The 13086-nt window shown below is 51.3% G+C and carries 14 protein-coding genes; 8 read left to right on the forward strand and 6 right to left on the reverse strand.

The window, feature by feature from the left end; all coding sequences use genetic code 11:
- Nucleotides 1-93: 93 nt before the first annotated feature.
- On the forward strand, nucleotides 94-1401 hold the full coding sequence (locus ACO0LG_RS27200; protein WP_423031360.1) for a hypothetical protein: 1308 nt from the start codon (nucleotides 94-96) through the stop codon (nucleotides 1399-1401).
- A 328-nt stretch (nucleotides 1402-1729) separates the two neighbouring features.
- Nucleotides 1730-2566, forward strand: a complete 837-nt coding sequence (locus ACO0LG_RS27205; RefSeq protein ID WP_423031362.1) for an HDOD domain-containing protein — start codon at nucleotides 1730-1732, stop codon at nucleotides 2564-2566.
- Nucleotides 2567-2787: 221 nt separating this feature from the next.
- Here the strand turns inward: ACO0LG_RS27205 and ACO0LG_RS27210 are convergent, their stop codons facing one another.
- A complete protein-coding gene (locus tag ACO0LG_RS27210) occupies nucleotides 2788-3513 on the reverse strand; it encodes a hypothetical protein (protein ID WP_423031364.1) in 726 nt (241 codons plus the stop codon).
- A 32-nt stretch (nucleotides 3514-3545) separates the two neighbouring features.
- Nucleotides 3546-3860, reverse strand: coding sequence for a heparan-alpha-glucosaminide N-acetyltransferase domain-containing protein (locus ACO0LG_RS27215; RefSeq protein ID WP_423031366.1), 315 nt, complete (start codon nucleotides 3858-3860; stop codon nucleotides 3546-3548).
- A 407-nt stretch (nucleotides 3861-4267) separates the two neighbouring features.
- Here ACO0LG_RS27215 and ACO0LG_RS27220 point away from each other — a divergent pair, with 407 nt between their 5' ends.
- Both ACO0LG_RS27220 and ACO0LG_RS27225 read left to right on the forward strand, forming a co-directional pair.
- Entirely contained in the window at nucleotides 4268-5593 is a 1326-nt protein-coding gene (locus ACO0LG_RS27220; RefSeq protein WP_423031368.1) for an MFS transporter, read from the forward strand.
- Between the two features lie 181 nt (nucleotides 5594-5774).
- Nucleotides 5775-6191 carry a cupin domain-containing protein gene (locus ACO0LG_RS27225; protein ID WP_423031370.1) on the forward strand — a complete coding sequence of 139 codons (417 nt, stop codon included), beginning with the start codon at nucleotides 5775-5777 and terminating at the stop codon, nucleotides 6189-6191.
- 27 nt (nucleotides 6192-6218) lie between these two features.
- Here the strand turns inward: ACO0LG_RS27225 and ACO0LG_RS27230 are convergent, their stop codons facing one another.
- Entirely contained in the window at nucleotides 6219-6950 is a 732-nt protein-coding gene (locus tag ACO0LG_RS27230) for a substrate-binding periplasmic protein (RefSeq protein ID WP_423031374.1), read from the reverse strand.
- 239 nt (nucleotides 6951-7189) lie between these two features.
- Here ACO0LG_RS27230 and ACO0LG_RS27235 point away from each other — a divergent pair, with 239 nt between their 5' ends.
- The 3 genes from ACO0LG_RS27235 (at nucleotide 7190) to ACO0LG_RS27245 (ending at nucleotide 10029) form a co-directional block, all read left to right on the forward strand.
- Nucleotides 7190-8263: a sensor histidine kinase gene (locus ACO0LG_RS27235; RefSeq protein WP_423031376.1), complete on the forward strand. Its 1074-nt coding sequence runs from the start codon at nucleotides 7190-7192 to the stop codon at nucleotides 8261-8263.
- Entirely contained in the window at nucleotides 8260-9042 is a 783-nt protein-coding gene (locus ACO0LG_RS27240; RefSeq protein WP_423031378.1) for a LytR/AlgR family response regulator transcription factor, read from the forward strand. Before ACO0LG_RS27235 ends, ACO0LG_RS27240 begins: the two co-directional genes overlap by 4 nt.
- Before the next feature lie 120 nt (nucleotides 9043-9162).
- Complete coding sequence (locus tag ACO0LG_RS27245; RefSeq protein ID WP_423031380.1) at nucleotides 9163-10029, forward strand: DUF2306 domain-containing protein; 867 nt, start codon at nucleotides 9163-9165, stop codon at nucleotides 10027-10029.
- Between the two features lie 7 nt (nucleotides 10030-10036).
- On the opposite strand, the gene ACO0LG_RS27250 is transcribed toward ACO0LG_RS27245, so the two are convergent.
- The 3 genes from ACO0LG_RS27250 to ACO0LG_RS27260 all read right to left on the reverse strand — a co-directional run bounded on the left by ACO0LG_RS27250 (nucleotide 10037) and on the right by ACO0LG_RS27260 (nucleotide 12063).
- Nucleotides 10037-10510 (reverse strand): YybH family protein, encoded by a 474-nt coding sequence (locus ACO0LG_RS27250; protein WP_423031382.1) that lies wholly within the window; start codon nucleotides 10508-10510, stop codon nucleotides 10037-10039.
- Between the two features lie 65 nt (nucleotides 10511-10575).
- Nucleotides 10576-11004: a GlcG/HbpS family heme-binding protein gene (locus tag ACO0LG_RS27255; RefSeq protein ID WP_423031384.1), complete on the reverse strand. Its 429-nt coding sequence runs from the start codon at nucleotides 11002-11004 to the stop codon at nucleotides 10576-10578.
- 48 nt (nucleotides 11005-11052) lie between these two features.
- Entirely contained in the window at nucleotides 11053-12063 is a 1011-nt protein-coding gene (locus ACO0LG_RS27260) for a zinc-binding alcohol dehydrogenase family protein (RefSeq protein ID WP_423031386.1), read from the reverse strand.
- 122 nt (nucleotides 12064-12185) lie between these two features.
- On the opposite strand from ACO0LG_RS27260, the gene ACO0LG_RS27265 reads away from it, so the two are divergent.
- Nucleotides 12186-13085 carry a LysR family transcriptional regulator gene (locus ACO0LG_RS27265; protein ID WP_423031388.1) on the forward strand — a complete coding sequence of 300 codons (900 nt, stop codon included), beginning with the start codon at nucleotides 12186-12188 and terminating at the stop codon, nucleotides 13083-13085.
- Nucleotide 13086: the final 1 nt, after the last annotated feature.

The following is a 13086-nucleotide window of genomic DNA, read 5'->3' on the forward strand; positions in this document are numbered from 1 at the left end:
TGATGACAATTTGCCGACACTTTTCCAAAAGTCTGTTTTGCCTCAACGTCTATGATGTTATTGGACTGTACAAATAGATAATGAGGCCGCAAATTGACAGCTAGACATAGAATCCTGACAGGCGGCTTGTGCCTGATGATCAGCTTGCTGGCAGCCTGTGGTGGTGGCAGCTCAACTGCCAGCAACCCGGTGGTCATACCACAGAGCACCAGTCTCAGTTTGCGTGGCACGGCGGCAATAGGCAAGGCCATCGCTGATTCGGCTGTCAATTACAAATGCCGCACAGGTACAGGGGCGACCAGGACGGCGGCAGATGGTACGTTTGAAATCAACCTGCATGCAGGTAGTGCACTGCCATGCATACTGGAAACCTCCAATCCTGCAAATGGCAAAAAACTGCATGCGCTTGCGGTCAATACTGGTGTCATCAACCTGACGCCCTTGACCGAGATGCTTTCTACCCGCCTCATGCGTACCGATATGGCGGTGTTTTTTACCAATCCTGATCTTGACGCGGTAACAAAAACCCTGACCAGCGCGAATGTTACTGCAGCGCAAGCCGAAATTCGTAATCTACTCAGTGGTTTGCTCGATACCAGTAGCTTGAGTGACTTTTACAGCACGCCGCTGAAAGCAGCCAACAGCGCCAGCCCCGCCAGCGGCGATACGCAGGACAAAATACTGGATACCCTGAACCTGGCATTGGCGGCAAATTTATATGATCCGCTACTCACCACGCTGGCGAAAACAAATCCACCTGCCAGCCTCCCGGTATTTGGCCGCGCTGGCTGCCTGATACAGTTAGCCGATAAGCAATTCATGTCATGCAGTGGCCCCGGCCTTTGGGAAACGGCAGCCTACATAGATATTGCCCCTGGTGCGCTGATCATGGCACCTGACAGCAAACGCATGTTTACTGCCGCAATGAATTATCCGCCACTTATCGATTACATACGTCAGCCTGTCTCCTGGCAGGTGGTGGAAGCCAATGGTGGGACCATCAATATCAATGGCGAATACACTGCTCCCAACAAGCCAGGTACTTATCATGTCAGGGCGCAACGTGAAGATTATCCTTCACTGAGCACAACTGCTTTGGTGGTCGTGGATAACAGCACACCAGACTTTGTACCGACACTGAGCGTGGACAGGCACATCGTCAACGTCATGCCGGGCGCCACAATGAACTTGCAGGCAAGCATTAATTATCCACCTAATGTCAACTATATACGCCAACCAGTGACCTGGCGTGTGATTGAAGCCGATGGCGGCAGCATTAACTTGTCAGGTAGCTATGTAGCACCAACAAAAATTGGCACTTATCACGTCAAAGTGCAGAGAGATGACTTTCCGTCTATATACGTAGTATTGGATATTTTGGTAAATTACCCCCCTGATTAAAATAGGATAGTCCAAAAAACTGCCCCAACTGCGTTACACTGTTTAGCCGTACAGTGGTACTGTCGTCGCCAGTCTGCCTTACTGGAACAATTTTTTGACTATCCTGTCTTGCAAGATTCCTACGAGCGCGTATGCTATCGACAGGCGTTGGGTGATTGCAAAATAAAGTTAAATTAGAAGTTGCTTTTGAGAATTTATTGACTATCATACAGACAGTCGATCATTCCTCAAGGCAACTTTTAGCATTCTGCACAAACCGCAGCATGCAAACTCATGTAGCAATTGCCTATGAGTGGAGGAATCGCCAGATGTTTACCGGGAGAAAGTCATGGACAGGTTGGAAATTTTTAAAAGCATAGCCGCAGAGGTTAATCGTGGGGACATCGTCTTCCCTACCAATGTGGAAGCTTCACTAAGACTACAACGTACCCTTGACGATCCCGATTGTCATCTGGATGCGGCGGCCAAGCTCATCATGGCCGACCCCTTGCTGTCTGCCCGCACAGTTGCCATCGCCAATTCAGCAGCATATCGCCGTACCACCAATGAAATCACTCATGTCAGGCTGGCAGTCAACCGCTTGGGTTTCCGTACGCTGAAAGCCATGCTCGCCGCCGTCATCGTGCGCCAACTCAATAGCAAGGTCACAGACCCGGTTCTAAAGCACAAGGCCGACAGGTTGTGGGAACACTCTGCCCATGTCTCTTCACTTGCACAGGTGATTGCCAAGCAGGTCACCAGGGTTGATCCTGAAACTGCCATGTTTGCCGGTATCGTCCATGAAATCGGTGGCTTTTACCTGATCTCCCGTGCGGAAGAGTTCCCCGGCTTGCTTGATGGAGAACCAGAAATCTGGATCGAATATGGCGAGCGCATGATAGGACGCGGCATCATGCGCCAACTGGGCATACCAGACAGCGTCATGCAGGCTGTGGAAGCCATGTGGCATGGTGTCTGCGCCTTCCCGCCAGAGTCTCTGGGAGATACCCTGATTTTGGCCAATGACATCGCACCGGTGCTGTCGCCTTTGCATGATGCTGACAGGGAATACAATAAGAAATTTGCCCGCCGCCTTAATTTTGATACTGAAGACAGCAACTTCCAGATCATTATGGAAGAGCAGGAAGAACAGATCGATACGCTTGCTACTGCCCTGATGATGTAATTGGGTAGGACTTGCGAAAAAACGTACCAGCTGTGTTGTAGCTCCTGCATTTAGCAAATTCGGTACTACAGTACTGCCTTCGTCACTGCGGTGTAGTCGGGGTTCCAGGCGGCATGCTGCCTGCCGACGAAACGAATCTCTCTTACAAGAGAGATTTCCCCGGCAAGGCCTTGCTGGGACAATTTTGCGTAAGCCCCCGAAAGAATTTGGCTAATTCAATCTCAGATCACAATTCGCCAACCCTTTTTGTCCATGACAAATGCCATGGCGGCAAACACCAAAGTAAAGCATGCTGCATAGGCGAAGGATGAAAATTCTTCGCCTGTTTGCTTTTGCAGCACCGCTACAAACACATGCTGATAGATCGCATTTTCCCAACCCGTCCAGGCAAGCAAACAAGTTACCAGCCATGCGCCCGCATAAACAGCTATGGCATTAACCCCCAGACTGTTACCAATGGCTGGCCAGCCCCGCTTGATTATCAACAGATGCAAAGTCAGCAAAAGCAAGATCGCCCAGGCACTTGTCCAGCAGACAAAGGCCGGCGTCCAGAGTTGTTTATTGAAAGGTAGATATGCTGACCAGATCAGGGCCAGTAATATCAAACCGGCCGCACCTGCGAGCATTTGCAACAACTGCGCATCCCGCATGGCCCTGCCCGCCCAGACGCCGGTCAACACAGTCATCATTGCCATCGCCGTAGAAAGCAAGCCTTCCGGGTCTTGCGCGAGACCAGTTTTCGCATCGAAGCTATACGCCAGTTTACCCAGCACGGCGGTATCTATTTTATCGAGCAGGTTCAGGTGTTGCTCATACGAACCGCCCCAGCTCAGCAATGCCCAGTACGCCAGCATGGCCACCAGACACAGCAAAACCTGGCTGGACAATTGCCGCACATAGGTAATCAGGCAAACTACTACAGCATAACAAATACCTATGCGCTGCAAGACACCAAACAGGCGAAATTGGCGTCCATCTATCAGACCCAGGCAATGATGTGCAAGATGATACCCAATGTGAACAGGCGCAAACTGCGCCAGAATATGTTCTTGCGAATATCTACAACATCGATACCTTTACTGATTTGTGCCTCCAAAGACATCGCCAAAGACGCGCCCATGATGAACAGGAAAAACGGGAAGATAAAATCGGCAGGTGTGCAACCATGCGAGGCCGCATGCTCCAGCCAGGGATACACATGCGACCAGTCACCGGCATTGTTTACCAATAGCATGGCAGCAACCGTCAGGCCGCGCATCACATCCAGTGCTGCAAAACGTTTTACTGTAAGCATATCCAGCTTCTGGGTGTGCTGAGACCAGTGCAGAAATACCAATTCAGCCAGGCGAGCTTACCCGGCATCAAGAAAAACCTCAGAATGGCCAAGCGATGGCTTAATACCAGTGCTAAAATCTGACAAAGTGGTATTTAATTTGGTCTTATTTTAAAGAAATAGAAAAATCATTGTCATTTCATAGCAAAGATAGAGAAATTTTCTCTGAACTATATACACTATTTGAGACCAACCTCATCATTACCGCATCTTACTGGCACTTAAGTGGCATTGCAAATATAAAACCAGTTGACCAGCAATTTTGCGGCTTGTATGTTTGCATTGCTGGCAGATAAAAACAAAAATAATATAAACGCACCGGGTTTAAGAACACCCTCCACTAGAGACACGTAACCAGAGACAAGTACATGAGCATAGAAAACACCAAGACTCCCCCGCCAATGCGCTGGGTACCCAGCCTGTATCTGGCATCTGGCCTGCCGTTTTATGCTGTCGCCCTGATCGCCGGGCTGATGTATAAAAGTATGGGAGTGCCGAACGATCAGATCGCCCACTGGACCGGTCTGGTGGGCCTAGCATGGGTGTTCAAGTCTTTATGGAGTCCCTTTCTGGAGGCCGCTGGCAGCAAGAAAATGCTGGTGGTCATATTCCAGTTGACGGGTGGTGTATCGCTGGGTTTGCTGGCACTGTCGCTGCAACTCCCTGCCTATTTTGCAATCAGCATTGCTTTGCTTGGTGTGGTCGCCATCGCCTCTGCCACGCATGATATTGCCGCCGACGGTTTGTACATGGCCAGCCTGAGCAACAACCAGCAAGCCAGCTACGCCGGTTGGCAAGGTGCTTTTTTCAATGCCGCAAAATTTATTACCCTGGGTCCTCTGGTGTACCTGGCTGGTTATCTCGAAAAAAGCCTGCCGCCGGCACAAGCCTGGACGATCATTTTTGCCATCATGGGCGTGCTCTTGTTTGGTCTGGGTTTGTATAACAGCTGGTCGCTGCCAGGCACAAAAAATAGAGAAAGCAAAGCATCTGTACATAGCATCTTTGTGACCTTGCAAGACGTGATAGTGGAATTCTTCAAGAAGCCTGGCATCTGGCTGGCGATTGTATTCATTATCCTGTTCCGCGCGGCGGAAGGCCAGATACAAACCATAGGCCCCTTGTTCTTGCGTGAAGCCAAAAATCTTGGTGGACTGGGCCTGACGACAGACCAGGTCGGCACTGCTTATGGTATCGCTGGCACCATCGCGTTCCTGGGTGGCAGCATACTGGGTGGTTACTTTGCCTCATGGCTGGGCTTGAAGCGTGCGCTGCCGTGGTTGATCCTGGCGATGAACACGCCAAACCTGGCTTTCTTCTTTCTCAGCAGCAGCCTGCCAGAAAGCATGACCGTCATCACCGCAGCGCTGGCATTCGAAATGTTTGGCTATGGCTTTGGTTTCGTCGGCCTGATCCTGTTCATCATGCAGGTGGTTGCGCCGGGCAAATACCAGACTGCCCACTATGCGCTGGGCACAGGCGTCATGCAGCTGGGCTTTGTATTTTTCAAAACCATCAGCGGTGATATACAGGTAGCCCTGGGTTACCAGAACTTCTTCCTGTGGGTCTTGCTCAGCGCCATTCCTGTGCTGGTCATGACGCGCTTTGTTTCTTTTGGCGACAGCGCAAAAGGTGACGAAGAAGGCAGCAGCAAGGCTGCGCCTGAAGGCATGGCAAAAACTGCCGAAGCCTGATCATCTTTTTATTAATGATGCGGACAGCGGTTCGCATCATTCCGCAACACCTGCAAGCCCCCCCTCTCTGGAAACAACACCAACCGAAGACAAATTCATTTCCCCTTTACTATCTTATCAAAAAGGATTGTAATTATAACCATGCGCAAATGCGCATGACTATTCAACCGGGAGATCTATCTTGCATTCGACCAAAACCAACATCTTGCGCCAATTAACTGCCGTCAGTTTATTGCTGATCAGCACTAATCTGCTGGCACAAAATTCAGGTGTTACCCGCACCCCCGTGATACAGGCCGATTCGTCGATTCCCGGAAAGGAAGATTACATCTTTCGTATTGATGTAGCTGGAGGTGGCAAGGTTGACTGGCATACCCATCCTGGTGACGAAATCAGCTATGTCATGCATGGCGAATTGGAATTACTGCTCGCCAATCAAGCACCACGTAAAATAAAACCGGGGGAAGGATTTGTCATACCTGCCGGCGTCGTCCATAGTGCAAAAAATCATGGCAAAGACCCCGTTAAACTGGTTGGTGTATATGTTGTCGAAAAGGGTCAGCCAGTGGCCTCACCAGCATCGCCACCAGCGCCTTGATTGGGTCAGTCACTCGGACCCAGCGCATCAATCCGTATAGCGTTTGAAAATGGCATCCAGCTCGCCACTCTTTTTCAGGGTGGCGATCGCAGCGTTCAGGCGTGGCAAGGCATCGGCTTTCGATGGATGCAACCTCAGCATCATCTCGCTTTCATCTATCATGCGGCCTTCATCGCAGGCATAGCGCTGCGCATCGACCTTGATCCAGTATTGCCGCACATAGTTACTGATGATGATCTGGTCAAAGCGCTTCGCCCGCAAGGTAAGCAAGAGATTGGGAGAATTAAAAATATCTTCCCTCTGTATCTTGCCACTGGCAAAGGCTGCATCAAATTCGGGATACGAATAGCCCGAGATCACACCCACTTTTTGCCCATAAAAATCAGAGACTGCCTGCTCTTTTGGTGTCTGCCCAGGGCGAAAACAGAGAACAGCCCTGGGCAAGCCAAAGGCGATGCTATACACACCAGGCACGGGCGAACTTGTACGCCATTTTGGATTTGCCCCGACTTCCATATCAATCTGCCCGTCTTCAAATGACTTGAGCAAGCGGCGCATGGGCAGGTAGCGCTGCTCCAGCTTGTCGCCACTGAGTTTGACGATCGCTGCCATCAAATCCGGGAATATGCCTCTGGGGCCACTCTTGTCCAGCATGACAAAGGGCGCATCACCGCCTTCATAATAAGCAATGCGAAAAGTGTCTGCCATTGCTGGCGATGCAACAAGCACCGTCGCTGCAAACATCCATTTCTTCATCATTGCATTCTCATCCCAGAATTAATTCCATGCGATCAGATCACGCTATCGCTGGTACCACGCAGTTTACGTTAAAAAGTGACGGATACTTTCCGGAAACGATTCATATTTGCAAATTATGGTTAAGCGTGGCCTGTGGCATTTACCCACACTCCCGTCATTCAAGTCCCGAAATCCGTCGTTAGTCGCATATAGCCGCTAGCCTGCTTGTCGAAAATATCAGTTGCAGCTATCTTAGCTCCATGAAAACCGCGACTACAACGACATCAAAATGGCCTGCACTGCCAAGACTGCGACAAATTGTCGTCGTGCTTATCATCAGCCTGCTGATCGCCTGGGTGACCACACCGATCTTCCAGTCACCTTTCTGGCTGGTGCTCAGGCGCACGACCTTCATCGCCATGGTCATGTTGCTGGCGTTTACCGTCTCCGGCACCTGGCGTTTGCTGTGGCTGCCACGCTGGATACCACACTGGCTGGTACGGGTAGCGGCGGTATGCCTGCTGGCTCCCTTTGCCAGTCTGGCTGCCTATGTGTCGATAGCCGGCAGTTTCATGAATTTCATCAAGGCAAATAATCTCTTGTCCGGTTTTGCCACCAGCACGATTTTTGCGCTGTTTTTTGGGCCCCTTGTCGCGGTCGCGGCCATCAAGCGCGAAGACAAACAACGTGAACGTGCAGACCGCCTGCAACTGGAACTGGAAAAGAGCGCGCTGGAACGCGAAGTACTCGATGCCCGCCTGCGTTTATTGCAGGCACAAATAGAACCGCACTTTCTGTTCAATACGCTGGCAAATGTGCAAGCCCTGGTGGAAGCGGGTTCAGAGAATGCAGCACCCGTCCTGCGCCACCTGATTGCCTATCTGCGCGCCGCCATGCCGCGCCTGAATGATGCAGATGCGACTCTCGAAAACGAAATACAACTGGTTAGTGCCTATCTCGAAATCATGCACATGCGCATGCCAGACCGCTTGCAATTTAAGCTCAGTCTCGCTCCTGAACTCAAGGGCCTGCGCTTTCCTGCGATGTCCCTGCTGACCTTGGTAGAAAACGCCGTACGCCACGGCATAGACCCTAGTACGGAAGGTGGGCGCATAGAAGTCGGCGGCAGGCAGGACGCAAGCAATACGGTGACACTTTGGGTAGAAGATACCGGCACTGGCATGGCAGAAACTGCCGTACCAGGTACTGGCCTGGCAAATGTCAAAGCGCGGCTGCAAGCCTGTTTTGGCAAAGATGCGCGTGTGGATTTGCATGAACAGACACCGCATGGTTTGCGTGTCGAATTAATTTTTCATCTTGGGATCAAGTCATGAAGCAGGTCACCAAGCAAATCACCGCATTGATCGCCGATGATGAACCCTTGCTCAGAGAACATCTGCGCAGCAACCTGGCACGCCTGTGGCCAGAACTGCATATCGTCGGAGAGGCCCGCAATGGCCGTGAAGCGGTGGAGATGTTTGACATCCATCAGCCCGACATTGTCTTTCTGGATGTGCACATGCCGGGCTTGAATGGCATAGAAGCTGCCAGGTCGATCGCGCGCAGGGCACATATCGTCTTCTTTACCGCCTATGAGCAATATGCAGTGCAGGCGTTTGAACAGGGTGCCCTCGATTACCTCGTCAAGCCCATCATAGAAGCGCGCCTGGCTGATACCATCACACGCCTGCAACAGCGGCTGAAACAAACAACAGATACCAGCTCCAGCTATGAGGCTCTGCTTGACCGTATGGCCAGCGATATGCGCCAGCGCAGTCAAAAACCAAACTATCTACAATGGATAAAGGCATCGATAGGTAATAGCGTGCGCCTGATCCCGGTAGAGCAAATCGCCTTCCTGCGTTCGGACGATAAATATACGCTGGTCGCCTGGGATGGTGGAGATGCGCTGATACGTAAAAGCATACGTGAACTCAGCGACGCGCTGGACCCCGACCGCTTTGCACAAACCCATCGCTCTGTCATCGTCAATCTGCACTATGTCAACGAAGTGACACGCGGCATGAATGAAACTGCCGAACTGTATATACGCGGCCGCCCCGATGTATTGCCAGTCAGCCGCAGCTACCTGCATCTTTTCAGGCAAATGTAGCGCTGCACTAATTTTCTTGAGCAACAAACCGTAAAAGCAAACCCGCCTTTGCAGGCACATTCACGCCTGTACGGCAGGATCAGGCACAACCAATTCACATTAACAAAAAGGAGTTTTCAAATGACGCAAGAGACCGTTGACGAAACGAACGATATATTTTCTGCACAGGGTGCGCCATCATTGAAGAAAAACGGGATAGAAAAACTGTCTAAAGCCAGCCTGAAATATGCAGCAGGACTCTGGTTCTCAGTCGCCATCATAGGCCAACTTGTATTTGTCTATTACATCCTGGGTTTCTATGTCCTGGCTGCGATGAAAGGCAATCTCGCGGCATGGAGTGACGTGCTGCCACATGGCTATATCAAAGGTGACGGTGCGGGCAACTTCGCCATCATCATGCATATATTTTTGGCTGCCAGCATTACCCTGGCAGGTATATTGCAAATGCTTCCACAAATCCGCTCACGCGCACCAAGATTCCATCGCTGGAACGGGCGCATCTATTTATCCAGCCTGGTGATTGCAGCGACCACAGGTTTGTATATGGTGTGGTTACGCAATGGCGTCGGTGATTTTACCCAGCATCTGGGAGTCAGCCTGAACGCAGTATTAATCCTGTTTTGCTCTGGCATGGCTTTGCGCCATGCACTGGCACGCCAGTTCGCCCTGCACCGCCGCTGGGCACTGCGCCTGTTTTTGCTGGCGAACGGAGTTTGGTTTTTTCGCATAGGTTTGATGCTTTGGATAGGCATCAATCACGGGCCGGCAGGTTTTAATCCCAAGACTTTTGAGGGACCATTTCTGAGCTTCATGTCCTTTGCCAATTCCCTCATACCGCTGATCATCTGTGAATTATATTTGCGTGCGCAAGACAGCAAAAACAAACTAGCCCACTTCAGCATGGCAGGCGGGTTGTTGGTCTTGAGTGCCGCCAGCGGCATGGGTATCTTTATTGCCTTCATGGGCATGTGGTTACCGCATCTCTAGCCATTGATTATTTATTGCTTGTCACAGGTGACAGGTGGATATGCTTCAATAGCCAGGCATTATCTTTTTTAAACCACGCCATCGTGATCAGCGATTTATCTTCAACAGCTATTGCGCCCTGCGGGGTAATCGCACCAACACGGGTGCCAGTGACTATCGCCGCATCGCCAGTGGCCTTGACTTGCACACCAACAAGACGTAAATCAATTTGCGCACCAGATTTGAATAATCCGGCAAATGTATTGGCATCCAGTCGCAAGAGCTTGTCTGATTCAGCGACGAATTCAGTAAAACCTTCCGTGTCAAGATAACTGGCAACTGCTGCCAAATTACGCTGGCTGACACTGTTAAAAAAATCGACTGATGCAGCTTTCACTGCATCTGCCCCGCTGGCATTTTCCGCCTTGACAATCGACATACTGAAGATGAGTAAAACCGTCCCCAGAATGCTGAGGAATGAACGGGTAATGATGGTTGTCATGGTATTTGATCTCTATACGAAAAGGAGTGCATGACTTGCAGGCACTCTCAACAATTGACTTGAGCTTATGTCTTCACTTCAAAACCGAGTGCAGCCAATGCAATTTCCGCCGCCTGCTGGTCTTGCAGCGCATTGCCGCCTGATATGCCTATACCGCCTATGACTTTGCCATTTTCGATGATGGGGCAGCCACCACCAACTGCTACCAGGCGCGGCCTGTGGGCAAGCTGCGCCACGACATCATTGCTGATGATGGCTGTCCACGTATGAGTAGGCAAGCCAAATGAGGCAGCAGTCCAGGCTTTGTCGATTGCCACATCCACAGTCAGGAATGCGGCACTGTCTGCACGTTCGAATGCTTTCAGGTGACCGGCATTGTCAGTGACAGCGATCGTGACATCGATACCGATGTCACGGGCAGCAGCGCTGGCTGCGATGATCAGGGCATGCGCAGTATCGCGAGTGATGCTGGCAGCCGCGAATGATTTATTCATGTTCGTCGTTTGCATAAAAACTTTCTAGTGAATTCTGATGGAATTAAATTAAAAGCCTTGCAGAACAACCTTGCCTTGCGCCTTGCCGCTTTCTATCAGCGCATGCGCCTTGCGCAAGTTTGCCGCATTGATCTTGCCAAAATTGGCATTTACAGTTGTGCGTACTTTGCCTGCATCCACCAGTGCCGCCACTTCTGCCAGCAGCTTGCCTTGTTCATCCATATCGACAGTCTTGAACATGGAACGGGTGAACATCATTTCCCAGTGCAGGGAGATGGATTTGCCTTTCAACTGCATCAAGTCCAGCGCCACCATGTCATCAATCACGGCCAGCTTGCCTTGTGGCTTCAGGCTGGCAATGATTTCTGCATAGTGCTGGGCTGTCTGCGTCAGGCCAGCGACGATATCGACTTCATTGATGCCGATGGCTTTCAACTCTGCGCTCAATGGTTTGGAATGATCAATCACAGCATGCGCACCTAGATCCAGGCACCATCGCCTTGTCTCGGTACGTGAGGCGGTGGCAATCACACGCAATTGCGTCAACTGGCGCGCCAGTTGTATGAGGATGGAACCAACACCACCGGCACCACCTATCACCAGGAGGGTCTGGCCAGCGCCACCATTCTTGGCAACACCCAGGCGTTCAAACAGCAATTCGTAGGCTGTGATGGTCGTCAGTGGCAAGGCAGCGGCTTGTGCATCATCCAGCGTAGTGGGTGCCTTGGCGACAATGCGTTCATCCACTACATGCAATTCACTGTTTGCACCTGGACGGTCTATCGCGCCAGCATAGTAAACGCGGTCGCCCACTTTGAAATTGCTGACTGTCGTGCCAATTTCTTCAACTATGCCAACAGCATCCCAGCCCAGCACATTCAACTGGCCTTCTGCAGGTGCACGTCCCAGCCTGACCTTGGTATCGACAGGGTTGACTGAAATGGCATTCACGCGCACCAGCAAATCACGCGCTTCCAGCGCTGGCGTTGGCAATTCCACATCTTCCAGCGATGCAGTATTATCGATAGGTAAAGAATGGCGGTAAGCAATAGCTTTCATGTTGAGTCCTTGTGTGTATTCAGTATTAAAAATCGGTATCCAGAAACATTTCCAGATCAGCGCAGGCATTGTAGAATCTGAAGCATGAATTGATAAGGCCGATAAATAACTATCACTTTCAAATGAAAATTGAAAATCTCAGTGACCTGCATGTACTTGTGCAAACGGCACGTTGCGGCTCACTCTCAGGCGCAGCCAACGTCCTGGGCATGACACCCGCTGCCGCCAGCGCCACCCTCAAGCGACTGGAAACCCAGTTAGGTACGCGTCTGTTCGAACGATCGACCCGCGCCTTGCGCATCACAGCGCAAGGACAAATCCTGCTCGACTATGCGCAAAGGGCATTTGATTTGCTTGATGAAGGCGAATCCCAGGTATCAGAAGCCCGTACCGCCCTGGTCGGTACGATACGCGTCGCCGCCCCGTCTGACCTGACCCGCACCACCTTGCTACCCTGGCTGGATGAATTTCTGGCCCTGCACCCCGGCGTGCAACTGGCACTGAATGTCGGTGACAGACCACTGGACGTAGTGCGCGATGAAGTCGATGTCGCCATACGCTACGGCACGCTGACAGACTCACGCCTGGTCGCAAGGGTCCTGGCACAAAGCCGCCCCATCCTTTGCGCTGCCCCCAGTTACCTAGCCCGCCACCCCGCCCCACAAACCCCGCAAGACCTGGCACACCACAATTGCCTGCTGTTCGAACGCAGCAGCCGACTGCACAAAACCTGGCGCTTTGGGCAAAACGGTAAATGGAAAGAAGTCCGCGTCAAAGGTGACCGTAGCGCCGACGACGCATCTCTCGCACGCATGTGGGCAATTGCTGGCGCCGGCATTATTTTCAAATCAATGATTGATGTCAGCCAAGAACTGGCAGATGGCACTCTGGTGGCACTGTTGACGGATTGGGAAACAGATCCTTATCCATTGCATGCATTGCTGCCAAGTGGAAGATTTATACCAAATCGCGTGCGGGCACTGGTGGACTTTCTGGCAGATAAGTTTTCATTAAAAATATAAT

The organism is Undibacterium sp. Ji42W (genome assembly GCF_049340405.1).
Taxonomy (GTDB): domain Bacteria; phylum Pseudomonadota; class Gammaproteobacteria; order Burkholderiales; family Burkholderiaceae_D; genus Undibacterium.

Coding starts and splice junctions, on each gene's coding strand:
- ACO0LG_RS27205 (WP_423031362.1), top strand. CDS start 1,730: ATGGACAGGTTGGAAATTTTTAAAAGCATAGCCGCAGAGGTTAATCGT.
- ACO0LG_RS27215 (WP_423031366.1), bottom strand. CDS start 3,860: ATGCTTACAGTAAAACGTTTTGCAGCACTGGATGTGATGCGCGGCCTG.
- ACO0LG_RS27220 (WP_423031368.1), top strand. CDS start 4,268: ATGAGCATAGAAAACACCAAGACTCCCCCGCCAATGCGCTGGGTACCC.
- ACO0LG_RS27230 (WP_423031374.1), bottom strand. CDS start 6,950: ATGATGAAGAAATGGATGTTTGCAGCGACGGTGCTTGTTGCATCGCCA.
- ACO0LG_RS27235 (WP_423031376.1), top strand. CDS start 7,190: ATGAAAACCGCGACTACAACGACATCAAAATGGCCTGCACTGCCAAGA.
- ACO0LG_RS27240 (WP_423031378.1), top strand. CDS start 8,260: ATGAAGCAGGTCACCAAGCAAATCACCGCATTGATCGCCGATGATGAA.
- ACO0LG_RS27245 (WP_423031380.1), top strand. CDS start 9,163: ATGACGCAAGAGACCGTTGACGAAACGAACGATATATTTTCTGCACAG.
- ACO0LG_RS27250 (WP_423031382.1), bottom strand. CDS start 10,510: ATGACAACCATCATTACCCGTTCATTCCTCAGCATTCTGGGGACGGTT.
- ACO0LG_RS27255 (WP_423031384.1), bottom strand. CDS start 11,004: ATGAATAAATCATTCGCGGCTGCCAGCATCACTCGCGATACTGCGCAT.
- ACO0LG_RS27260 (WP_423031386.1), bottom strand. CDS start 12,063: ATGAAAGCTATTGCTTACCGCCATTCTTTACCTATCGATAATACTGCA.
- ACO0LG_RS27265 (WP_423031388.1), top strand. CDS start 12,186: ATGAAAATTGAAAATCTCAGTGACCTGCATGTACTTGTGCAAACGGCA.